The sequence below is a fragment of the Pseudomonas cistanchae genome (genome assembly GCF_054483635.1).
On the sequence record NZ_JBTLWN010000001.1, the window covers coordinates 109,961 to 132,073 of the forward strand.

Genomic DNA, 22,113 nt, shown 5'->3' on the forward strand with positions numbered 1-22,113 from the left:
GATTCGAGTGCAGTAGGCGCAAGCGGTGGACAAGGCTGCGCCATGTCCGCCCTACAACGCTGGCAGCGCCTGACCTACGACTGATCCGATTCCGCCAAACCGACACCGCCTTCCAGCTTGCGCCAGAGCAGGCGCACCGCCGCCTTGCGCACCAGAGCGCAGCGGTACAGGCGGATTTCCAGCGGCACCTGCCATTGCTCGCCGGCACAGATCACCAGTTCGCCACGGGCCAGCTCGCCGGTTACCGACAGGCGCGGCACCCAGGCCACGCCCATGCCCTGCAGGGCCATGCTTTTCAGGCTGTCGGCCATCGCGGTTTCATACACAGTGGTCGAGCGCAGCGCGCGCTGGCGCAGCAGCAGGTTCACCGAACGGCCGAGAAAGGCCCCGGCGCTGTAGGCCAGCAGCGGTACGCTCTGGCCGCTGTCGAGGTCGAACAGCGGCCGGCCCTGCTCGTCCACCGCGCACACAGGCAGCATTTCCGTGCGGCCAAGGTGCAGCGACGGAAAGATGTCCGGGTCCATCTGCAGCGCGGCGTCGGGGTCGTAATAGGCCAGAATCAGATCGCAGGCGCCTTCGCGCAGGGCATGCACCGCCTCGCCAACGTTGGTCGCCACCAGCCGGGTATTCAACGGCAAGCCTTCGCGGCGCAAGCGGGCGATCCACTCGGGAAAGAAGCCCAGGGTCAGCGAGTGCGCGGCGGCGATCTGCATCACCTCGCCTTGCTGGCCTTCAAGGTTGTGCAGGTGACGCACCACCTCACCCAGCTGTTCGACCATGCTGCGCGCGGTGACCAGAAACAGCTGACCCGACTCAGTCAGCTCGACCGGCGTGCGCGAGCGATTGACCAGGGTCAGGCCGAGCATGTTTTCCAAGCTGCGAATCCGCCGGCTGAACGCCGGCTGGGTGACGAAGCGCTTGTGCGCCGCCTGGGAAAAACTGCGGGTGGCGGCCAGGGTGACAAAGTCTTCCAGCCATTTGGTTTCCAGGTTCATTGCCGCTCCTGCTGTGTAGAGTGGATAACGCTCTGTTTATCCACCCAGCCGACGGACCTTCAGCTGTGGTGGATGGGTGACGCGTCGTATCGAGACGCGGTGTAACCCACCCTACCCCCTCTACGCTCGCCAGCAGCTATCAGTCACGCCTACGTTATGCCGATTATGCATAGCCTAGCGGTTAACAGCATTGGCCGATACCGGGCTACAGCGCCTATTCTGCAAGGCATCGCGGCCATCGCCGTTTATCCTGAGAGAGTCAGCTCATCATGTCCCCTGCTGCATCATTCCGCCTTGAAACCGACCTGCTTGGCTCCCTTGAAGTGCCCGCCGATGCCTATTACGGCATCCAGACCCTGCGCGCGGTAACCAACTTCCGCCTGTCCGGTGTGCCGCTCGCGCACTACCCGAAACTGGTGGTAGCGCTGGCGATGGTCAAGCAGGCTGCGGCGGACGCCAACCACCAGTTGGGCCACCTCGACGCGGTCAAGCATGCGGCCATCAGCGAGGCCTGCGCGCGGATCATTCGCGGTGATTTCCATGAGCAGTTCGTGGTCGACATGATCCAGGGCGGCGCCGGCACCTCGACCAACATGAACGCCAACGAGGTGATCGCCAACATCGCCCTGGAAGCGCTCGGTCGGGCCAAGGGCGAATACAAGTACCTGCACCCGAACAACGACGTGAACATGGCGCAGTCGACCAACGACGCCTACCCCACCGCCATCCGCCTGGGCCTGCTGCTCGGCCACGATGCGCTGCTGGCGAGCCTGGACAGCCTGATCGGCGCGTTCGCCGGTAAGGGCGAAGAGTTCGCCCACGTCCTGAAGATGGGCCGCACCCAGCTGCAGGATGCGGTGCCCATGACCCTCGGCCAGGAGTTCCGCGCCTTCGCCACCACCCTTGGCGAAGACCTGGCGCGCCTGCGCAGCCTGGCGCCGGAGCTGCTCACCGAAGTGAACCTGGGCGGCACCGCGATAGGCACCGGGATCAACGCCGACCCGCGCTACCAGCAGCTGGCTGTCGACCGCCTGGCCGCCATCAGCGGCCAACCGCTGGTGCCAGCCGCCGACCTGATCGAGGCGACTTCGGACATGGGCGCCTTTGTGCTGTTCTCCGGCATGCTCAAGCGCACCGCGGTCAAGCTGTCGAAGATCTGCAACGACCTGCGCCTGCTCTCCAGCGGCCCGCGCACCGGGATCAACGAAATCAACCTGCCGGCGCGTCAGCCGGGCAGCTCGATCATGCCCGGCAAGGTCAACCCGGTGATCCCGGAAGCGGTCAACCAGGTCGCGTTCGAAATCATCGGCAACGACCTGGCGCTGACCATCGCTGCGGAAGGCGGGCAACTGCAGTTGAACGTGATGGAGCCGCTGATCGCCTACAAGATCTTTGACTCGATCCGCCTGCTCCAGCGCGCCATGGACATGCTGCGCGAACACTGCATCGTCGGCATTACCGCCAACGAAGCGCATTGCCGCGCGCTGATGGAAAACTCGATCGGCCTGATCACCGCACTTAACCCCTACATCGGTTATGAGAACGCCACCCGCATCGCCAAGCTGGCGCTGCTCACCGGCCGCGGCGTGCTGGAACTGGTGCGCGAAGAACAGCTGCTGGACGATGCCACCCTGGCCGACATCCTCAGCCCGGAAAACATGATCGCCCCGCGCCTGGTGCCGCTGAAGGCATGAAGCCCGGCGGCCGCGGCGCCCGAGCCGACGACGGGTTATTCGATCGCGAACAGCCCGTCGCGAATCTGCGCGCCGCTCAGGCGTTGGCGGATGTCGAGGTCGATGCGCGGGTCGTCGGGGCTGTAGAGCATCACCTGGCGATAGGCGTTGACCCGGTTGATCTCGGCGCCGAGGTATTCCCACACCACCCGGGTACAGGCCGGGGTGCGCAGGTCGCCGCTGGAAACCCCGGTTTTCAGGCCGTTGAGGCGGGTGATGCGGCTCTTGAAGCTGGGGATCAGGATGGTCTGGCTCATCTCGTTGCCGGTCAGCGATTCGTAATCGACCAGAAACAGACGGTCCTGCAGATAAAAGACCGCGCCAAGGTAACGACAACGCACCCAGTCCTCGGCCTTGCCGCTGTCGGCACGGGACGGCTCCTGCCGCTCCTGGCGCTCGAACAGGTAACTGCCGCGGTCCTCGCGCAGGTGCACCAGCGACAGCAGAATCTGACCCGGCACCGACATGCAGTTGGCGTACTCGAAGTAATACCCGCAGTAGCGCGACAGGCTGCTGGAGCGCTCGCTCAGCGGTTGCAGCAATTCCAGCAGCGGGTCGCCCGCCGCTCGCGGTTCGTGGCCGCCGCTGCGGGCGCCGATCAGGTTGGCGAACTGCTCGCTCGGCAGGCTCAGTTCGTAGAGTTCAACGCCGAAGAAATCGCAGATGCGCTTGAGGTTGAACGCCGTGGGCCGGCTTTGCCCACTGAGGTACTTATTGAACTGGGCCCGGTTGATCGCGAGCTTGCGACAGACCTCGGCAATCGACCGGTAATGGCTGCAGAGCAGCTTGAGATTAGGCCCAAGGTAGTCAGACATGTGGCGGTTCCCGGTGATGCGAGTGGCGCAATTCTAGCATCAACTCGCATCAGCTCGCCGCTACCTGCGAAATTGCAACAAAGCGTCAGCTGTCTAACCATCCCACCCCTCGCTTTCCACCCACAGAACAACAAGAGAGACACTCACCATGCTCGACATTCTTAACGATCTCATCTGGAGCAAGTTGCTGATCGTGATGCTGATCGGCCTCGGTCTGTACTTCACGGTGCTTTCGCGCTTCGTCCAGTTTCGCTACTTCGGCAGCATGTTCCGCATCCTCGGCGAGGCCTTTCAGCGCCAGCCAGGCCAGCTCAGCTCGTTCCAGGCCCTGATGCTCAGCGTCGCCGGCCGGGTGGGTGCGGGCAACATCGCCGGTGTCGCCGTCGCCATCATGCTCGGCGGCCCGGGTGCGGTGTTCTGGATGTGGATGGTGGCGCTGGTCGGCATGGCCACCAGCTACTTCGAATGTTCGCTCGCCCAGCTGTACAAGCGCCGCGAGCCTGACGGCAGCTACCGCGGCGGCCCGGCATTCTACATTCAGCATGGTCTCGGCCAGCGCTGGCTGGGCATCGTGGTGTCGATTCTGCTGCTGATCACCTTTGGCTTCGGCTTCAACGCCGTGCAGTCGTTCACCGTCGCCAGTTCGCTGCATGACACCTTCGGCCTGCCGACCTACATCAGTGGTCTGGTGCTGGTCGCGGTGATGGCGCTGATCATCTTCGGTGGCATCCGCCGCATCGCCAAGTTTGCCGATGTGCTGGTGCCGGTGATGGCGTTCTCCTACATCGCGATGGCGCTGTTCGTGATTGCCAGCAACGTCCAGCAGGTGCCGGAAACCCTGATGTTGATTGTCAGAAGCGCCTTCGGCCTGGAGCCGGCGTTCGCAGGCGGTATCGGCGCGGCAATCATCATGGGCGTCAAGCGCGGCCTGTTCTCCAACGAAGCCGGCCTGGGCAGCGCGCCAAACGTGGCGGCGGTTGCCGAGGTCAAGCACCCGGCGGCCCAAGGCATCGTGCAGTCGCTCAGCGTGTTCATCGACACCCTGATCATCTGCACCAGCACGGCGCTGATCATCCTGCTTTCGGGCGTGTATCAGCCGGGCAGCGAAGAAGTGGCTGGCGTGGTCCTGACCCAGACCGCCATGGCGGCGGTAGTCGGCGAATGGGGCCGGGTATTCATTAGTGTCGCTTTGCTATTGTTCGTCTTCACCACCCTGATCTATAACTACTACCTGGGTGAAAACGCGTTGGGCTTCTTCAGCAGCAAGCGCTGGCTGTTGCAGGTCTATCGCGTACTGGTAATCGTCCTGGTGCTGTGGGGCTCGATGCAGGATCTGGGTACCGTGTTCGCCTTTGCCGACGTCACCATGGGCCTGCTGGCGATTGCCAACCTGATCGCCCTGGCGCTGTTGTTCAAGGTCGGTCTGCGCCTGATGCGCGACTACGACAATCAGGTCAAGGCGGGTGTGGAGTCGCCCGTGTTTGATCCGAAAGCCTTCGCTGATCTGGACCTCGACCCGGCAGCCTGGCCTGCAACCACGCAGACCACCAACTCGGGCGCGGCAACTGGGCAGCCGGTCAACGCACTGCACCACAGGTAATGCACCATAGGTAACTCGTTGTCACCCTGGCATAGGGCCAGGGTGGATTTGCTACGCCAGAGGTCCCGCACCGTCATTCGGTTGCGGGATTTTTGAGCTTAAAGGAGTGCTAGACCATGCGCCGCTATCTGTCTGGTTTGCTGTCTCTGGGGTTGCTGTTCGCCACCCTCGCCCATGCCGAACTGCCAAAAGATTACAAGGTGGTGCTGCTGACCGAAAACTTCCCGCCGTTCAACGTGGCGGAGAACAACAAGAACTTCGCCCGCGATGAAAACATCAAGGGCTTGAGCGCCGACATCGTGCGCGAGATGTTCAAACGCGCCGACATCGCCTACAGCATGACCCTCAAATTTCCCTGGGACCGCATCTACAAGCAGACCATGGAATCGCCGAACCACGGGCTGTTCTCCACGTCTTTGAGCGATGCGCGCAAGCCGCTGTTCAAATGGGTCGGCCCGATCAACCAGTATGAAAGCGTGCTGGTGACCGCCAGCACCGACGGGCCGCGCGTCGACAGCCTCGAACAGGCCAAGCAATACCGCATCGGCTCGTACCAGAGCAGCGCCGTCAGCCAGTACCTCGAACGTGCGGGCATCAAGCCGGTCAACGCGCTGCGCGACCAGGAAAACATCCGCAAACTGCAACGCGGCCAGATCGACTTCTGGGCCACCTCTGACCCGGTCTGGCGCTTCTATGCCAAGGAAGCGGGCGCGACCGGGCTCAGCAACGCCCTGAGCTTCCATACCTCCAAGCTGTACCTGGCATTGAACAAGGACACCCCGGACGAAGTGGTCGAGCGCCTGCAAAATGCCCTCGATTCGATGCGCAGCGAAGGCTACGGCACCTGCGAGAAAAATCCGGAGCTGTGCTGAGTCCAGCCTCGCCGCAACAGCGGGAACGCCGCCACAGCACACCGCCTGACGGCCGTCAGGCGGTTGCGGACTTCCGCCACCCTCAATCACTGCAGCCGCCCTGCGGCGGCTCCCGGTTCGAGAACAGCCGATGAACACCCCTGCTCAACGCCTGCTGGTGCTGTACACCGGCGGCACCATTGGCATGCAGGCGGCTGCCAACGGCCTGGCGCCCGCCTCCGGCTTCGAGGCGCGCCTGCGCAGCCAGCAAGCCCTGCAGACCGATCTGCACCTGCCTGAATGGATTTTCCGCGAACTGCTGCCGCCGATCGACAGCGCCAACATGAGCCAGGCCAACTGGCTGGCGATGGTCGCCGCGATTCGCCAAGGCGTCGAACAGGACGGCTGCGATGCGGTTCTCGTCCTGCATGGCACCGATACCCTCGCCTACAGCGCCGCCGCACTGAGCTTCCTGCTGCTCGGGCTGCCTGCCCCGGTGGTGCTGACCGGCTCAATGTTGCCCGCCGGCACCCCGAACAGCGACGCCTGGGACAACCTGTTCGGCGCCATGCAGGCGCTGCAGAAGGGCGTCGCGCCGGGCGTGCGGCTGTTCTTCAACGGTGCCTTGATGCATGGCGCGCGGGTCAGCAAGCTCGACAGCGCCAACTTCGACGCCTTCCGCGTACTGCCGCGGCAACGCCAGGGCGAGCGTGCACCAACCATTGCGCCTCACATCGATTACCGTCAGCCGCGGCAGCCGGTCAACCTGGCGATACTGCCGCTCTTCCCTGGTATTCAGGCTGCCCATGTACAGGCGCTGCTGGCGACCGGCGTGCAGGGGCTGCTGCTCGAGTGTTATGGCAGCGGCACCGGCCCGGCGGACGATGCCGCGCTGCTCGCCACGCTGAAAGCGGCGCATGCGCGCGGCGTGGTGATCGCGGCCATCAGCCAGTGCGTCCACGGTCATGTCGAGTTCGGCGTGTACAGCGCCGGCAGCCAGCTGGCCAGCACCGGCCTGCTATCGGCCGGCGGCATGACCCGCGAAGCGGCACTGGGCAAGCTGTTCGCCCTGCTCGGCGCGGGGCTCGATCAGGCCGAGGTCGAGCACTGGTTCACCCTCGACCTGTGCGGCGAGCGGGTCGACCAGGGCGCGTAGGGCGCAGCCATCGCTTCGCCTTGCAGGTGCCGGCGCATGCACCCGCAGGCGGTGGTCAGTTGGCCACCTCTTGCGGCGCGCCGCCAACCGTTTCAGGATGCACCCTTGCGCCTACAGGAGACTGCGCCAATGCCCGTCCGTATTGCCGTCGATATTCGCCCCGTCAGCGCCGCCGACCACGCGGCCTGGCTGCCCCTGTGGCAGGGCTATCAGCGCTTTTACATGACTGAGATCCCCATGGAAACCAGCGAAGTGGCCTGGCAGCGTTTTCTCGACCCGGCCGAACCGATGCACGCCGCGCTCGCCTGGGATGGCGACCAGGCCATCGGGCTGGTTCACTGGATCTACCACCGCTCGACCTGGACGGTAGGCGATTACTGCTATCTGCAGGATCTGTTCATCAACAAGGACGTGCGCAGCAGCGGCGTCGGCCGCCAGTTGATCGAATACGTCTACGCCCAGGCGCAACAGGCCAAGTGTTCGCGCACCTACTGGCTGACCCACGAGAGCAACAGCAAGGCCATGCTGCTGTACGAGCGAGTCGCCGAACGCTCGGGCTTCTTGCAGTATCGCAAGCTGTTCTGACGGCAGCATTCGCCGCCGCCCGGACACAAAAAAGCCCGCTGTCGCCAGCGGGCTTTTTTATGGTGCAGGAGAGCAAACCTGTTTGCGTTCTCGCGAGCTAGCCCAGACACCAGGCCTAGGCGGCCAGATGCAGGCAGGCGCTTAAAACGCCGGGACGACCGCGCCCTGATACTTCTCTTCGATGAATGCCTTTACTTCAGCGCTGTTCAGCGCTTTGGCGAGTTTCTGCATGGCATCGCTATCCTTGTTGTCCGGGCGCGCGACCAGAATGTTGACGTAAGGCGAGTCGCTGCCTTCGATGGCCAGTGCATCCTTGGTGGGGTTGAGCTTGGCTTCCAGGGCATAGTTGGTGTTGATCAGGGCCATGTCGACCTGGGTCAGCACGCGCGGCAGGGTGGCCGCTTCCAGCTCACGCAGCTTGATGTCTTTGTGGTTTTCGGCGATGTCCTTCGGCGTGGCGAGGATGTTGCTGGAATCCTTCAGGGTGATCAGGCCGGCCTTTTGCAGCAACAACAGCGCACGGCCGCCGTTGGTGGCGTCGTTGGGGATCACCACGTTAGCGCCCTGGGGCAAGTCGGCGATGGTTTTCACGGTGCTCGAATAAGCGCCAAGCGGCTCGACGTGTACGCCGGCAACGCTGATCAGTTCGGTGCCGCGGCTCTTGTTGAACTCATCGAGGTACGGCTGGTGCTGGAAGAAGTTGGCGTCCAGGCGCTTCTCCGCCACCTGTACGTTCGGCTGCACGTAATCGGTGAAGACCTTTACGTCCAGTTCCACGCCCTGCTTGGCCAGCGCCGGCTTCACGAACTCGAGGATCTCGGCGTGGGGCACAGCGGTGGCGGCGACGGTCAGGGTTTGCGCCTGGGCGGAAAACGCCGCCAGAGTAGCGAGTGCAGCAATCAGTTTTTTCATCGTATAGCTCCTTGTATAGCGAAATGGATACGGGTCGGTGCGAGCCATGTTCGGCGGATGCCAGAGCCAGGCTCGCGCAGTCGTTATTTGCGGGAAAAATGCACCACCAGCTTGTCGCCGACGGTTTGCAGAATCTGCACCAGCACCAGCAGCAGGATCACCGTGACCACCATGACGTCCGGCTGGTAACGCTGGTAGCCGTAGCGCACGGCCAGGTCACCGAGCCCGCCGCCGCCAATCAGGCCGGACATCGCGGTGTAGGACACCAGGGTAATGGCCGTGACGGTAATGGCCGCGACTATCCCTGGCAACGCCTCGGGCAACAACGCATTGACCACAATCTGCCGGGTGGTCGCACCCATCGCCTGGGTCGCCTCGATGATGCCGCGGTCGACCTCGCGCAGCGCGGTTTCCACCAACCGGGCGAAGAACGGCGTCGCACCGACCACCAGCGGCGGAATGGCACCCGCAACACCGAGCGAGGTGCCCGTGACGACGACCGTAAGGGGGATCATCACGATCAGCAGGATCACGAACGGCACCGAGCGCAGGATGTTCACCAGCAGCGATAGCACGCCATACAGGGCCTTCTGCTCGAACATCTGCCGCGGGCTGGTAAGGAACAGCAGCACGCCAAGCGGCAGACCGAGAATCACGGTGAACAGCAGCGAGCCGCCCAGCATGCTCAGGGTATCGAGGCTGGCCTGCCAGATTTCTGGCCAGTCCACATTCGGTAACAAGGCATCCATCAGCGCAGTACCTCCAGATGCACGTCGGCAGCCTCGAAGCGCGCCATGGCCGCCTCCAGGTCACCACCCGTCAGCGCCAGGGTCAACTGGCCGTAAGGCGTGTCCTTGATCCGGTCGATGCGTCCGGCCAGGATGCTGTAATCCACGCCGGTTTCCCGGGCGACCGTGCCCAGCAGCGGCGAGTAGGTCGCCTCGCCCTGGAAGGTCAGCCGCAGAATGCGCCCCTGAACATGGGCGAAGTCGTCGTGTTGCTCGTTCTCGTCGACGTGCTCGGCCTCCTGCACGAAGCGCTTGGTGGTGGCGTGCTGCGGGTGCAGAAACACCTCGGCCACCCGTCCCAGCTCCACGATCACCCCGGCATCCATGACGGCGACGCGGTCGCACACCCGGCGGATCACATCCATTTCATGGGTGATCAGCACGATGGTCAGGTTCAGTTCGCGGTTGATCTCGGCCAGCAGCTGCAGCACCGAAGCCGTGGTCTGCGGGTCGAGGGCGCTGGTGGCTTCATCGCAGAGCAGGATCTTCGGCTCGGTGGCCAGAGCACGGGCAATGCCGACGCGCTGCTTCTGGCCGCCGGAGAGCTGCGCCGGGTATTTATTGGCGTGATCGCTGAGGCCGACTCGCGCCAGCAACTCGGCGACCCGTGTGTCGATCGCGCTGCGCGACAGTTCGCCGGCGAGCTTCAATGGCAGGGCAACGTTGTCGGCGACGGTTTTCGACGACAGCAGGTTGAAGTGCTGGAAAATCATCCCGACCTGCTGACGAAAGCGGCGCAGGCCAGTGGCATCGAGGGCGGTGACATCCTCGCCGTCGATCTGGATGCGCCCGCCCGTAGGCTGTTCCAGGCGGTTGATCAGGCGCAGCAGGGTGCTTTTGCCGGCGCCGGAATGGCCGATGATGCCGAAGACTTCGCCTCGGGCGATCTGCAGATCGCTGGGCTGCAGCGCAGGAATATCCTGGCCACCGACGCGATACGCCTTGTGCACCTGATGAAAATTGATCACGCGTTTAAACCTTTTGGGTTTGTCGAGCCGCCGGGTAGGCGAAAAGCCCGCTAGTTTACCCGCCAGGCTTTAGGCCGCAAAAACCTTTGTAGTCCTATGCTTATAGCTGAAAGGCATGAAAAATCCGTCAGCGATCAGCGCATCTGGCCAGCTAGGGGTTGGAGCCGCCAGCGGCTTTGACCGGCGTTTCTGCTGCCTCGGCGTCGCGGGCGCGCTCGACGGCGCCATCCAGCCCGGTGGTCAGCGCGGGCGCCTGCGGCATCAGGCTGCGTGCATGGCTGAGGGATTTGGCGGCGCCATCGAGATCGCCGGCCTGCAGCGCCTTCTGCCCTTTCAGCAGGTACGCCTCGGCCAGTTGCCGCTGGTAGTTTTCCAGGCGAATGTCGCCGGCCGCACGGTGCTGCAAATCCCTCAATTGTGCTTCGGCCTCGTTCAGGTGACCCTCTTCGATGCTGACCTCGAGTTGGTGCAAAGCGGTGTTGATCGCCTCGGCGGCGGTCTGCTCCGGGGTGCTTTGGCAGGCGGTTAAAAGCAGCGAAATCGCGATTATCGACAGCCAACGTGGGACGAATGACTTCATTTCGGCGGATCTCGTGATAGGCAAACAGCCCGCGAGTCTACACCTGCGGCAGTGGCGCGACCAAGCGGCAGCCACGCATATAGGGGGCCGGCTCGCGGTTTAGCCGGTGCGCCGCGGCAGGCCGAAGCTGAGCAGGAACAGGCTGGCCGCAGTTACCACAATCGACGGCCCTGCCGGCGTGTCCTGGAACCAGGACAGACTCAGCCCGCCGCATACCGCGACGACGCCAAGCAGGCTTGCGCCCAGGGCCATCTGTTCGGGCGTGCGCGCATGGCGTTGCGCAGCGGCGGCGGGGATGATCAACAAGGAGGTGATCAACAGCACGCCGACGATCTTCATCGCCACCGCAATCACCACGGCGATCAGCAACATCAGGCTCAGGCGGATCGCCGCCACCGGCAGCCCTTCGACGCGCGCCAGCTCCTCGTGCACGGTAATCGCCAGCAACGGCCGCCAGAGCAGCGCCAGCAGCACCAGCACCAGCGCGCTGCCGCCGACGATCCAGGCCAGGTCGGTCGGGCCGACGGCGAGCAGGTCGCCGAACAGGTAACCCATCAGGTCGATGCGCACATCCTGCATAAAGCTCAGCACCACCAGGCCCAGGGACAGGGTGCTGTGGGCGAGGATCCCGAGCAGGGTATCCGAAGCCAGCGGCTGGCGGCTTTGCAGGGTTACCAGCAGCACCGCCAGCAGCACGCAGCCGACCGTCACCGCCAGGGTCGGACTGACGTCCAGCATCAGTCCCAGGGCAACCCCGAGCAGCGCCGCGTGAGAGAGGGTGTCGCCGAAATAGGCCATCCGCCGCCAGACCACGAAGGAACCCAGTGGCCCCGCGACCAACGCCAGGGCCAGGCCAGCAAGCAGCGCGTTGAAAAGAAAATCAGCCATGGTTGCAGCCATCTCCATGGACATGTGGGCGAACCGCGCCCTTTATACTCAGGCCGCCAGCCTCGTCGACCACTTCGCCATGCAGGTCATGCGCATGGTCGTGCCGGTGGTGGTAGATCGCCAGGCTACGGGCATCCTGGCCAAACAGTTCGACGAACGCCGGATCGCCACTGACCTGTTCCGGATGGCCGGAGCAGCAGACGTGCCGGTTCAGGCAGACCACCTGGTCGGTGGTGCTCATCACCAGGTGCAGGTCATGGGACACCATCAGCACGCCGCAGCCATGGCGGTCGCGCAACTGGGTGATCAGCCGATACAGCTCGGCCTGGCCGCTGACATCGACACCCTGGACCGGCTCATCCAGCACCAGCAACTCCGGCGCGCGCAGCAGCGCACGGGCCAGCAGCACACGCTGCAATTCGCCGCCGGAAATGCTTTGCAGGGGGCTGTCGATCACCTGTTCGGCACCGACCTCGGCCAGCGCCGTCATGACCTGGGTGCGCTGGACACCCGGCACCAGACGCAGGAAGCGCAGCACGCTCAGTGGCAGCGTGGCGTCCACATGCAGTTTTTGCGGCATGTAGCCGATACGCAGCCTGGGCTTGCGCCAGACGCTGCCGTTGTCCGGCTTGAGCAGGCCGAGCACGGTACGCACCAGGGTGGTCTTGCCGGCACCATTAGGGCCGATCAGGGTAACGATCTCGCCCGGTTTGACGCTCAGCTGCACGTCGTGCAGGACATTCTGCCCGGCGAAGGCCACGCCGACGCCGGCCAGACGGATCAGCGCATCGCTCATTCGCCCCCCCGGCAGCCCGAACACTGGCCGACCACTTCGACGGTCTGGCTTTCCACCACAAAACCGACGCCCGCTGCGCCGGCGACGATGGCGTCGCTGATTGCCGCTTGCTCCAGCTCGATGGCCGCGTGGCAGGTGCGGCAGATCAGAAACTGGCCCTGATGGGCGTGCTCGGGATGGCTGCAGCCGACGAACGCGTTAAGCGACGCGATCCGGTGCACCAGACCATTTTCCAGCAGGAAATCCAGCGCGCGGTACACCGTCGGCGGCGCGGCGCGGCGGCCGTCCTCTTCGCTCAGCACGGCGAGTATGTCGTAGGCACCCAAGGGCTTATGGCTGTGCCAGACCAGCTCCAGCACCCGCTTGCGCAAGGCGGTCAGGCGCAAACCGAGGCGCGCGCAGATGCTTTCGGCTTCCGCCAGTGCGTGGCTGACGCAGCGGGAATGGTCGTGTGGGCGTGAAGCCAGAGGTGGTTGAGTCATGGGCGACGACGCAGGCTGTGGGAGACGTTATTATATTACCGTTCCTTTTCCGTTTGAGTGCTGCCCGTGTCGCGACTTTTTTCTGCTGTTCGCCTGTTTATCCTTCTGCTGGCCTTCAACGCCGCCGCTCAGGCCGAGGTGCGCGTGCTGACCAGCATCAAACCGCTACAACTGATCGCCGCCGCAGTGCAGGACGGCGTGGGCCGTCCCGAGGTGCTGCTGCCGCCCGGCGCCTCGCCGCATCACTATGCCTTGCGCCCCTCCGATGTACGCAGCGTGCGCGATGCCGACCTGCTGTACTGGATCGGGCCTGATCTGGAGAGCTTCCTGCCGCGGGTGCTTGCCGGCCGCGACAAACCTAGCGTCGCGACCCAGACCCTGGCCGGGATGACCCTGCGCCACTTCGGCGACAGCCACGACGAAGCGCATCAGGAGCACGATGAGCACAACGCCGAGCATGAGCATCAGCCCGCAACAACTGCTGATGAGCATGACCACGCCCATCGCCCCGGCACGCTCGATGCCCACCTGTGGTTGCTGCCGGCCAACGCGCAGGTGATCGCCGAGAAGATGGCGGCCGACCTGGCCACCGCCGACCCGGCCAATGCGGCGCGGTACCAGGCCAATGTCGAGGCGTTCAACGCCCGTCTGCAGGCGCTCGACCAGCGCTTGCACAGTCGCCTGGGCAAACTCAAGAACGCGCCCTATTTCGTTTTCCACGAAGCCTACGACTATTTCGAAACCGCTTATGGTCTCAAGCACGCCGGGGTTTTCAGCGTCGCCAGCGAAGTGCAGCCCGGCGCACGGCACGTCGCTGCCATGCGTACGCGCCTGCAACAGGCCGGGCCGAGCTGCGTATTCAGCGAACCGCCGCTGCGCCCGCGCCTGGCGGAAACCCTCAGCACCGGCCTACCGGTGACGCTGGCCGAACTGGATGCCATGGGCGGCCAGCTGGCGGTGGACGCCAAGGGTTACGAAACCCTGTTGAGCACGCTGGCCGACAATCTGGCCGGCTGCCTGGAAGCGCTTTAAGGCCCCGCAGCCGCCTGTTTATCCGGCGGCCGGGCTGGCATATAGTCCTGACGATTCAACCCGCCGGTTCACCAGGGATAGGCCGCATGCTGACCATCGAACGGATTTACCCCAAGCAACTCGACCCTGACGACAGCGACGATCAGAACACCCTGCGCATCCATATGGAGCGCTATCGCTTTGCGGCGGCCTGTTTGAGCGGTGAGCGTGTGCTCGACATGGCGTGTGGCTGTGGTTATGGCACCGCACTGCTGGCGGAGCTGCACCCGGACAAGACGGTGATCGGGGTCGATATCGACCCGGCGGCCATTGCCTACGCCCAGGAGCATTACCGGCTGCCAAACCTCAGTTATCACTGCGCCGACGCCGAAAGCTTTGCCGCCGAACAGCGCTTCGACAACATCGTCAGCCTGGAAACCATCGAGCACCTGCCCAACCCGCAACAACTGATCGCCAACTATGCGAAGTTGCTGGCCGAGCATGGTCAGGTGATCGCCTCGGTGCCGATCACGCCGACCCTGGACGGCAATCCCCACCACCTGCACGACTTCAGCCAGGCCTCGTTCTTCGCCTTGTTCCGCGCCCACGGCCTGGGGCCGCAGCAGCGTTTCGAGCAGATTCAGTGGTGGCAGTTCAAGGGACTGTTTTCCAAGCGCCCGGTCAAGCAGCACCGCTCTGAAGGCGTCGGTAACGCGGTGTTGCAGTACTACCGCAAACGCCCGTTCTACCTGCTGCTACGGCTGCGATCGATGCTGCGGTACGGCTTCAGCAACCGCTACCTGACCTGTAACTTCCGCCCGCAGACTCCGGCCTAGAAGGCAAACGGCAGCGCCAGCCCGACCTGCTGGCGTTGGGCCAGACGCCGCTGGAACTCACCGGGATCGTGAATCAGCACCTCTTGACCGGCGAAGGACTGCGCGGCGATCAGGCGCGATAACCAGAACCGCACACAAGCGATCCGCAACATCGCCGGCCAGAGCTCGGCTTCGGCCGCGGTAAACGGCCGCAGACCGGCATAGGCTCCCAGCAATGCCTGGGCGCGCCTGTCATCCAGGCTGCCATCCTCCCGCGAGCACCAGTCGTTCAGGGCAATCGCCAGGTCATAGAGCATCGGTCCCGAGCAGGCGTTGTAAAAGTCGATCACCCCCGCCAGGTGGTTGCCATCGAACAGCACGTTGTCGCGGAACAGGTCGGCATGCAGGTTGGCCTGGGGCAGCGCCAGAATGCGCGGCTTGAGCGCCTCGATCTCGACTAGCGCGGCACCCAGCAGCTCTAGTTCTACAGCAGGTAGTTGCCGCGCAAGACTCGGGCCCTCACTGAGCATCCAGTCCAGGCCACGATCGCTTTTACGCGGCAGCGGCCGCTCGCGAGTTGCCAGGTGAATCCGTGCCAGCAACGCCCCGACCTCCTGACAATGATGCGGGTTGGCCTGGGCAACGTGCTTGCCAGCCAATCGCGGCTGCAGCAGCGCGGGCTTCTGCGCCAGGCTGCGCAGCGCGTCGCCGCTGTCGGTGCGCAGGGCATAGGGCACCGGCAGGCCGGCGTCGTGCAGCACATCGAGCAGCTCGATGAAAAATGGCAGATCGGCGCTCGGGCCGCGCTCGATCAGGGTCAGGACGAATTCGCCCCGCTCCAGGCTGACGAAGAAATTGCTGTTCTCGCTGCCCGCAGCGATGCCCTGGAAATCACGCAAACGCCCCAGACCGTAGGGCGCAAGAAAAGCCTCGAGCTGAGGACGCTCGAGGGGGGTAAACACCGACATAATTAGAGCCTGCTCATACTAGTGGCGAACTGCATTGCCGCGCCTGATGGCGCTAAAACAGGTCGGCAGGCCCGATGCCTTACCAACTGAAGATCTCCCAGGACGGGATCAACATGTCCGGCTCGTCCGAGCGCACGAAGTTGCCCTCCGAGCCATCGGCACGCACCAGGAAATAGGGTTTGCCGCTTTTCGGGACGACCTTGATCGCATAAAGGAACCCGTTGACCCGGTATTCCTGGATCGTACGGTCGCCATCCTGACGGATAGTGACGTCGGGCTCGGCGGACGGCGCATCATCGGCGTGCGCGACGAGCGAAGCGGTCGCCAACAGGCTGGCCAGCAACAAGCGATTGAGTGTGCGCATGATAACCTTGCCCCTTTATTGTCAATGGTCGGCCCAGTTTAACCCGGCCCCCAGGAAAAGGTTGATCCTGCGCATGTCAAACGCTCCTCTCGTTCTGGTCGACGGATCCTCATATCTGTACCGCGCCTTCCACGCCCTGCCGCCCCTGACCACCTCCAAGGGCTTGCCCACGGGCGCCGTGAAGGGCGTGTTGAACATGCTGAAAAGCCTGCGCAAGCAGTACCCGGACAGCCCCTTCGCGGTGGTATTCGACGCCAAGGGCGGTACTTTCCGCGATGCGCTCTACGCCGAATACAAGGCCAACCGCCCATCCATGCCCGACGAACTGCGCGTGCAGGTCGAACCGCTGCACGCCAGCGTCAAGGCGCTGGGTTTCCCGCTGTTGTGCGTCGACAACGTGGAAGCCGACGATGTGATCGGCACCCTCGCCCGGCAATGCGCGGCGCTCGGCCGTGACGTGGTGATTTCCACGGGCGACAAGGACATGGCTCAGCTGGTGTGCAAGCACGTTACCCTGGTCAACACCATGACCGGTAGCGTCTACGACATCGACGGCGTGAAAGCGAAATTCGGCGTCGGTCCCGAGCTGATCATCGACTACCTGGCACTGATGGGCGACAAGGTCGACAACATTCCCGGGGTACCGGGTGTGGGCGAAAAGACCGCGCAGGGCTTGCTGGTTGGCATCGGCGGCGGCCTCGACGTGCTCTACGCCAACCTGGACAAGGTGGCCGAATTGCCGATTCGTGGCGCCAAGAGCCTGCCGGCTAAGCTCGAAGAGCACCGGGCAATGGCGTATCTGTCTTATGAGCTGGCGACCATCAAGCTCGACGTGCCGCTGAATATCGAGATCGACTCGCTGCACCCCGGTGCGGTCGACGTACCGGCGCTGGCCGAACTGTATGGCGAACTGGAATTCAGAAGCTGGCTGGACGAACTGCAGCGCCAGCACAAAACCCTGCCAAGCAAGGCGCCCGCCCCGACGCCGGTACCGACAGATGATCTGTTCGCTCTAATGCCTAGCGCCAGCGCGGATGCCGCAACCGAAGCGCCAGCGAGCCCGCGCGAGCAGTTGGGCAACTACCAGACGGTGCTAGAGCAGGGCGATTTCGACACCTGGCTGGAGAAGCTGAAAAGCGCTGAGCTGATCGCCTTCGATACCGAAACCACTGGTCTCGATGCGCAGCGCGCGCAGTTGGTTGGCCTGTCGTTCTCGGTCAAGGCCGGTGAGGCCGCCTATATCCCGCTCGCCCACGCTTATATGGGTGTGCCGACCCAGCTTGATCGCGATCAGGTCCTGGCCGCGCTCAAGCCCATCCTCGAGGACCCGGGCAAGGCCAAGGTCGGCCAGCATGCCAAGTACGACATCAACATCCTCGCCAATGCCTCGACGCCCATCAGCGTCAAAGGCGTGGCCTTCGATACGATGCTCGAATCCTACGTGCTGGATGCCACCGCCACCCGCCACGACATGGACAGCCTGTCACTGAAATACCTCAGCCACAGCACCATCCGCTTCGAAGACATCGCCGGCAAAGGCGCCAAGCAGCTGACGTTCGATCAGATTCCGCTGGAGCAGGCCGCGCCCTACGCAGCGGAAGATGCCGACGTGACCTTGCGCCTGCATCAGACGCTGTGGGCCAAGCTGGAAGCCGAGCCGAGCCTGGCTTCGGTACTGCGCGACATCGAGATTCCGCTGGTTTCGGTGCTGGCCCGCATCGAGCGCCAGGGCGCGCTGGTCGATGCCAAGTTGCTTGGCGAACACAGCATTGAACTGGGCGACAAGTTGGTGGAGCTTGAGCGTCAGGCTTTCGACATCGCTGGCGAAGAATTCAACCTGGGTTCGCCCAAGCAACTCGGCGTGATCCTTTATGAAAAACTCGGGCTGCCGGTAATCAGCAAAACGGCCAAGGGCCAGGCTTCCACCGCCGAGGCGGTACTCGCCGAACTGGCCGAGCAGGATTTCGCGCTGCCGAAGGTGCTGATGCAGTACCGCTCCCTGAGCAAGCTCAAAAGTACCTACACCGACCGCCTGCCGGAACAGATCAACCCGCGCACCGGGCGCATCCATACCAGTTACCACCAGGCGGTCACCGCTACCGGGCGCCTCTCCTCAAGCGACCCAAACCTGCAGAACATTCCAATCCGCACGGCGGAAGGCCGGCGCATTCGCCAGGCGTTCGTCGCCCCCAAAGGCTACAAGCTGCTGGCAGCGGACTACTCGCAGATCGAACTGCGCATCATGGCCCACCTGGCCCAGGACGAAGGCTTGCTGGATGCTTTCCGTCACAACCGCGATGTGCACCGCGCCACCGCCGCCGAAGTCTTCGGCGTCACGCTCGATGAAGTCAGCAGCGACCAGCGTCGTAGCGCCAAGGCGATCAACTTCGGCTTGATCTACGGCATGAGCGCGTTCGGCCTGGCCAAACAGATCGGCGTCGACCGCAAACAGTCGCAGGCCTATATCGACCGCTACTTCGCGCGCTATCCAGGCGTGCTGGCCTACATGGAGCGCACCCGCGAGCAGGCCGCACAGCAGGGCTACGTCGAGACCCTGTTCGGTCGGCGCTTGTACTTGCCGGAAATCAACGCGCAGAACCAGGCCATGCGCAAGGGCGCCGAGCGCACGGCGATCAACGCGCCGATGCAGGGCACGGCCGCAGACATCATCAAGCGCGCCATGATCGCGGTCGACGCCTGGCTGAACGAGTCCGGTTTGGATGCCAAGGTGATTCTGCAGGTGCACGACGAACTGGTCCTTGAGGTACGCGAGGACCTGGTTGAACGGGTGCGCGAGCAGATCAAGGTACTGATGAGCAATGCAGCGAAGCTGGACGTGCCGCTGCTGGTGGAAGTAGGCGTAGGCGACAACTGGGACGAAGCTCATTGACCAGGTTGGCTTAGTCATTATCGGTATGAAAACGCGAATACTTATCGCTAAAGTATTCTAAGCCATCGCTGAACTTTGCTTTTGTCAGGGCAGTCAGAGACTGTGAATGGCCCAAAAGCCTTCAATGCTCCTTTGTTGTGTTAAGTGTTGGCAGATCATCTGAGCCCCGCCCTAGCGGTTCAGACCTTAAACCCCGAACTTCTCCCTCCCCATATGAAGTTCGGGGTTTTTTTTGCCTGTAGAAAAGTATTTTTTTGGCTAGAAAAACTGAGGGCGGCGCTTTATAGCTATTTTCCTTGAACCAGCCCCGGCAGTTGCGCGGCGAGCTTGCTGTTGTTCAGCGGGGCCCGAATGAAGCCGCGTTGGGTGCCGTCCGGGCCGATCAGCACCAGGTTGCCGCTGTGGTCGACGGTGTAATTCTCTTTGCTAGTGTCAGCTGGGATGTACGGGATGCTTACCGCGTTGGCGAGTTTCTGCAGGGCTGCCTCCTCACCGGTTAGCCCGATAAAACCCGCATCGAAGTAATCGAGGTATTTCTTCAGCTGCTCCGGCGTATCACGGTTGGGGTCTACGCTGACCAGCACGACACGCAGGCTGTCACGGGTTTCCGCTGGCAGCTGTCCCTGGAGTTGGCGCAGCTGCGCCAGGGTCGCCGGGCAGATATCGGGGCAAAAGGTGTAACCGAAGAACAACAGGCTCCACTTGCCCGTCAGCTCATTCACCGCAACTGCCTGGCCGTCCTGATTGGTCAAGCTCAAGGCGGGTAGGGTGCGACTCTGCGGCAGCAGGACGATACCGGCGTCCAACAGCACGGTAGGATCGCCCTGACCCTTGCTGTCGAGCACCTTATTGACGGTAAGGCCAAGCACTAACGCAACAACGGCAACTAGAACAAAAACGGTGGTATGGGTTCGGGTCATGGCACCAACGATTACAGGTTGAGCAGCAGGTAGTGGTCGACCAGCAGGGCGATAAACAACAGGAACAGGTACCAGATACTGTACTTGAAGGTGTTGATCGCGGCGTGCGGTTTGCTGTCACGGTACAGCACCCAGGCCCAATGCAAGAAGCGCGCGCCGAGACCGACAGCGCACACCAGATAGAGCAGGCCGCTCATATGGATGGCATAGGGCAGCAGCGTGACCGCGAACATCACCAGGGTGTAGAGCAGGATATGCACCTTGGTGTAATGCTCACCGTGGGTCACTGGCAGCATCGGAATATCGGCTTTGGCGTATTCCTCTTTGCGGTGAATGGCCAGCGCCCAGAAGTGCGGCGGCGTCCAGGCAAAGATGATCAGCACCAGCAACAGCGGCTCGGCACTGACGTGCCCGGTAACCGCCACCCAGCCCAGCAGCGGTGGCGCGGCGCCGGCCAGGCCGCCGATCACGATGTTCTGCGGCGTGGCGCGCTTGAGAAAGCCGGTGTAAAGCACGGCATAGCCGAGCAGCGAGGCGAGGGTCAGCCAGGCGGCCAGCTCGTTGGTGAAGGTCAGCAGCAATGTCATGCCGGTCACCGCCAGCAACAGGGCGAAACCCAGTGCGGCAGTGGGCGAAACCCGCCCCGAGGTGACCGGGCGCTTGAGGGTACGCGCCATGATCGAATCAATACGACGATCCACCACATGATTGACCGCCGCCGCCGCACCCGCGCACAGGCCGATTCCGAGATTGCCGAAAATCAGCACCTGCCAGGCCACCCCCGCGCGAGTCGCGAGAAACATGCCGACCAGCGAGGTGATCAGCATCAGCACCACCACTCGCGGCTTGGTTAGCTCCAGGTAGTCGCGCCAGCTGGCGTGGGCATTCTGTTCGCGCAATAGAGTAGCCATGAGGTCTCTCCGTGGTCGTTGTTGTTATTTGCTCGGCATCGCCGAAAGGCCGGCTTGCCTGTCGAACGCGTGTGCTGCCGAAACAGCGACGCGTCGCACCTGATAATTGACCAGCACCATTGCCAGCAGAAGCGCGGCGCCGCCCAGGTTATGCGCGACTGCCACCTGCAGCGGCAGATGAAAGATCACGTTGCTGACCCCCAGGCTGACCTGGGTCGCCAAAGCTAAGACCAGCAAGCCGGCCAAACGTGGCAGGCCATTGCGCTTCAGCCGCCAGGCCAGCAGCGCCAGTACCAGAGTGACCAGTACCGCACCGAGGCGATGGGTCATATGTATGGCGGTACGCGCATCGCTATCGAGCTGGCCGCCTAGGTAGTTAGGGCCGATGTGCTGGGTCAGATGGAAACCGTTGGCGAAGTCCATGGCGGGCCACCATTCGCCATGGCAGGTCGGCAGATCCACACAGGCAACTGCTGCGTAGTTGCTGCTGACCCAGCCACCGAGCGCGATCTGGCCGATTACCAGCAACAGGCCCGCTGCAGCCAGGCTGCGCAGCCCCGCGGATAGCCGAGGCATCACCGGCACGGCAGCGGACAGCCTGAGAACCAACAGAAACAGCAAGCTGAGTGTGGCGAAGCCGCCCAGCAGGTGAGCCGTGACGACCTGCGGCCAGAGCTTCAACGTCACGGTCCACATGCCAAAGGCTGCTTGCAGGGTGACCAGACCGAGCAGCAGCAAAGGCAGCTTCAGTGGCTGACCGGCGTCACCGCGCCGACGTAGCGCCTGCACCGCCAGACCGAGAATCACCAAGCCCAATGCGCCAGCAAAATAGCGATGAACCATCTCATACCAACCCTTGGCCACCTCCACCGGAGCCTCGGGAAAACGTGCTTCGGCCAGCGCCTGCTTGTGCTCGCTCATCGGCACGCCGATGAACCCGTAACAGCCCGGCCAGTCCGGGCAGCCCAGGCCGGCGTGCGTGAGCCGCGTATAGGCCCCGAGCATGACGACCACCACGGCGAGCAGGGTGGCGAACACCGCAAATCGATAACCGGGTTTGCTCATTTATGATCCTTAGCCGCGGC

22 protein-coding genes are annotated in these 22,113 nt (G+C 63.4%); 8 read left to right on the forward strand and 14 right to left on the reverse strand.

Annotated elements, in window-relative coordinates; genetic code table 11:
- Nucleotides 1-74: 74 nt before the first annotated feature.
- Nucleotides 75-995, reverse strand: a complete 921-nt coding sequence (locus ACX0MV_RS00475; protein WP_458980524.1) for a LysR substrate-binding domain-containing protein — start codon at nt 993-995, stop codon at nt 75-77.
- 269 nt (nt 996-1,264) lie between these two features.
- Between ACX0MV_RS00475 and ACX0MV_RS00480 the strand changes: the two genes are divergently transcribed.
- Entirely contained in the window at nt 1,265-2,689 is a 1,425-nt protein-coding gene (locus ACX0MV_RS00480; RefSeq protein ID WP_458980525.1) for an aspartate ammonia-lyase, read from the forward strand.
- Nucleotides 2,690-2,724: 35 nt separating this feature from the next.
- On the opposite strand, the gene ACX0MV_RS00485 is transcribed toward ACX0MV_RS00480, so the two are convergent.
- Complete coding sequence (locus ACX0MV_RS00485) at nt 2,725-3,543, reverse strand: helix-turn-helix domain-containing protein (RefSeq protein WP_458980526.1); 819 nt, start codon at nt 3,541-3,543, stop codon at nt 2,725-2,727.
- A 148-nt stretch (nt 3,544-3,691) separates the two neighbouring features.
- On the opposite strand from ACX0MV_RS00485, the gene ACX0MV_RS00490 reads away from it, so the two are divergent.
- The 4 genes from ACX0MV_RS00490 (at nt 3,692) to ACX0MV_RS00505 (ending at nt 7,735) form a co-directional block, all read left to right on the forward strand.
- Nucleotides 3,692-5,143 carry an alanine/glycine:cation symporter family protein gene (locus tag ACX0MV_RS00490; protein WP_458980527.1) on the forward strand — a complete coding sequence of 484 codons (1,452 nt, stop codon included), beginning with the start codon at nt 3,692-3,694 and terminating at the stop codon, nt 5,141-5,143.
- Between the two features lie 116 nt (nt 5,144-5,259).
- Entirely contained in the window at nt 5,260-6,015 is a 756-nt protein-coding gene (locus ACX0MV_RS00495; RefSeq protein ID WP_458980528.1) for a substrate-binding periplasmic protein, read from the forward strand.
- A 130-nt stretch (nt 6,016-6,145) separates the two neighbouring features.
- The gene (locus ACX0MV_RS00500) at nt 6,146-7,150 is read left to right on the forward strand and encodes an asparaginase (protein ID WP_458980529.1); all 1,005 of its coding nucleotides are present in this window, start codon (nt 6,146-6,148) and stop codon (nt 7,148-7,150) included.
- Between the two features lie 129 nt (nt 7,151-7,279).
- The gene (locus ACX0MV_RS00505; protein ID WP_458980530.1) at nt 7,280-7,735 is read left to right on the forward strand and encodes a GNAT family N-acetyltransferase; all 456 of its coding nucleotides are present in this window, start codon (nt 7,280-7,282) and stop codon (nt 7,733-7,735) included.
- A 141-nt stretch (nt 7,736-7,876) separates the two neighbouring features.
- Here ACX0MV_RS00505 and ACX0MV_RS00510 read toward each other — a convergent pair whose 3' ends face one another.
- The 7 genes from ACX0MV_RS00510 to zur form a co-directional block, all read right to left on the reverse strand.
- Complete coding sequence (locus ACX0MV_RS00510; RefSeq protein WP_458980531.1) at nt 7,877-8,647, reverse strand: MetQ/NlpA family ABC transporter substrate-binding protein; 771 nt, start codon at nt 8,645-8,647, stop codon at nt 7,877-7,879.
- Between the two features lie 83 nt (nt 8,648-8,730).
- Nucleotides 8,731-9,396, reverse strand: a complete 666-nt coding sequence (locus tag ACX0MV_RS00515) for a methionine ABC transporter permease (protein WP_458980532.1) — start codon at nt 9,394-9,396, stop codon at nt 8,731-8,733.
- Nucleotides 9,396-10,403, reverse strand: a complete 1,008-nt coding sequence (locus ACX0MV_RS00520) for a methionine ABC transporter ATP-binding protein (protein ID WP_458980533.1) — start codon at nt 10,401-10,403, stop codon at nt 9,396-9,398. Before ACX0MV_RS00520 ends, ACX0MV_RS00515 begins: the two co-directional genes overlap by 1 nt.
- Nucleotides 10,404-10,554: 151 nt before the next feature.
- Nucleotides 10,555-10,983 (reverse strand): hypothetical protein, encoded by a 429-nt coding sequence (locus ACX0MV_RS00525; RefSeq protein ID WP_458980534.1) that lies wholly within the window; start codon nt 10,981-10,983, stop codon nt 10,555-10,557.
- 99 nt (nt 10,984-11,082) lie between these two features.
- Complete coding sequence (gene znuB / locus ACX0MV_RS00530) at nt 11,083-11,871, reverse strand: zinc ABC transporter permease subunit ZnuB (RefSeq protein ID WP_458980535.1); 789 nt, start codon at nt 11,869-11,871, stop codon at nt 11,083-11,085.
- Complete coding sequence (gene znuC, locus ACX0MV_RS00535; RefSeq protein ID WP_458980536.1) at nt 11,864-12,667, reverse strand: zinc ABC transporter ATP-binding protein ZnuC; 804 nt, start codon at nt 12,665-12,667, stop codon at nt 11,864-11,866. Before znuC ends, znuB begins: the two co-directional genes overlap by 8 nt.
- Nucleotides 12,664-13,149, reverse strand: a complete 486-nt coding sequence (zur, locus tag ACX0MV_RS00540; protein WP_458980537.1) for a zinc uptake transcriptional repressor Zur — start codon at nt 13,147-13,149, stop codon at nt 12,664-12,666. Before zur ends, znuC begins: the two co-directional genes overlap by 4 nt.
- A gap of 66 nt (nt 13,150-13,215) precedes the next feature.
- Here zur and znuA point away from each other — a divergent pair, with 66 nt between their 5' ends.
- On the forward strand, nt 13,216-14,181 hold the full coding sequence (znuA, locus tag ACX0MV_RS00545) for a zinc ABC transporter substrate-binding protein ZnuA (RefSeq protein ID WP_458980538.1): 966 nt from the start codon (nt 13,216-13,218) through the stop codon (nt 14,179-14,181).
- An 86-nt stretch (nt 14,182-14,267) separates the two neighbouring features.
- Nucleotides 14,268-14,996: a class I SAM-dependent methyltransferase gene (locus ACX0MV_RS00550; RefSeq protein WP_458980539.1), complete on the forward strand. Its 729-nt coding sequence runs from the start codon at nt 14,268-14,270 to the stop codon at nt 14,994-14,996.
- On the opposite strand, the gene ACX0MV_RS00555 is transcribed toward ACX0MV_RS00550, so the two are convergent.
- On the reverse strand, nt 14,993-15,943 hold the full coding sequence (locus tag ACX0MV_RS00555; protein ID WP_458980540.1) for a homoserine kinase: 951 nt from the start codon (nt 15,941-15,943) through the stop codon (nt 14,993-14,995). The two genes, ACX0MV_RS00550 and ACX0MV_RS00555, sit on opposite strands and share 4 nt — an antisense overlap.
- 79 nt (nt 15,944-16,022) lie before the next feature.
- Entirely contained in the window at nt 16,023-16,307 is a 285-nt protein-coding gene (locus ACX0MV_RS00560) for a DUF2782 domain-containing protein (protein ID WP_458980541.1), read from the reverse strand.
- A gap of 73 nt (nt 16,308-16,380) precedes the next feature.
- Between ACX0MV_RS00560 and polA the strand changes: the two genes are divergently transcribed.
- A complete protein-coding gene (gene polA, locus ACX0MV_RS00565) occupies nt 16,381-19,197 on the forward strand; it encodes a DNA polymerase I (protein ID WP_458980542.1) in 2,817 nt (938 codons plus the stop codon).
- 287 nt (nt 19,198-19,484) lie between these two features.
- Here the strand turns inward: polA and ACX0MV_RS00570 are convergent, their stop codons facing one another.
- The 3 genes from ACX0MV_RS00570 to ACX0MV_RS00580 are packed head-to-tail and all read right to left on the reverse strand — an operon-like array spanning nt 19,485 to nt 22,093.
- Nucleotides 19,485-20,117 (reverse strand): SCO family protein, encoded by a 633-nt coding sequence (locus ACX0MV_RS00570; protein WP_458980543.1) that lies wholly within the window; start codon nt 20,115-20,117, stop codon nt 19,485-19,487.
- Nucleotides 20,118-20,128: 11 nt separating this feature from the next.
- Nucleotides 20,129-21,028 (reverse strand): heme o synthase, encoded by a 900-nt coding sequence (gene cyoE / locus ACX0MV_RS00575; protein WP_458980544.1) that lies wholly within the window; start codon nt 21,026-21,028, stop codon nt 20,129-20,131.
- Nucleotides 21,029-21,052: 24 nt separating this feature from the next.
- Entirely contained in the window at nt 21,053-22,093 is a 1,041-nt protein-coding gene (locus ACX0MV_RS00580; RefSeq protein WP_458980545.1) for a COX15/CtaA family protein, read from the reverse strand.
- Nucleotides 22,094-22,113: the final 20 nt, after the last annotated feature.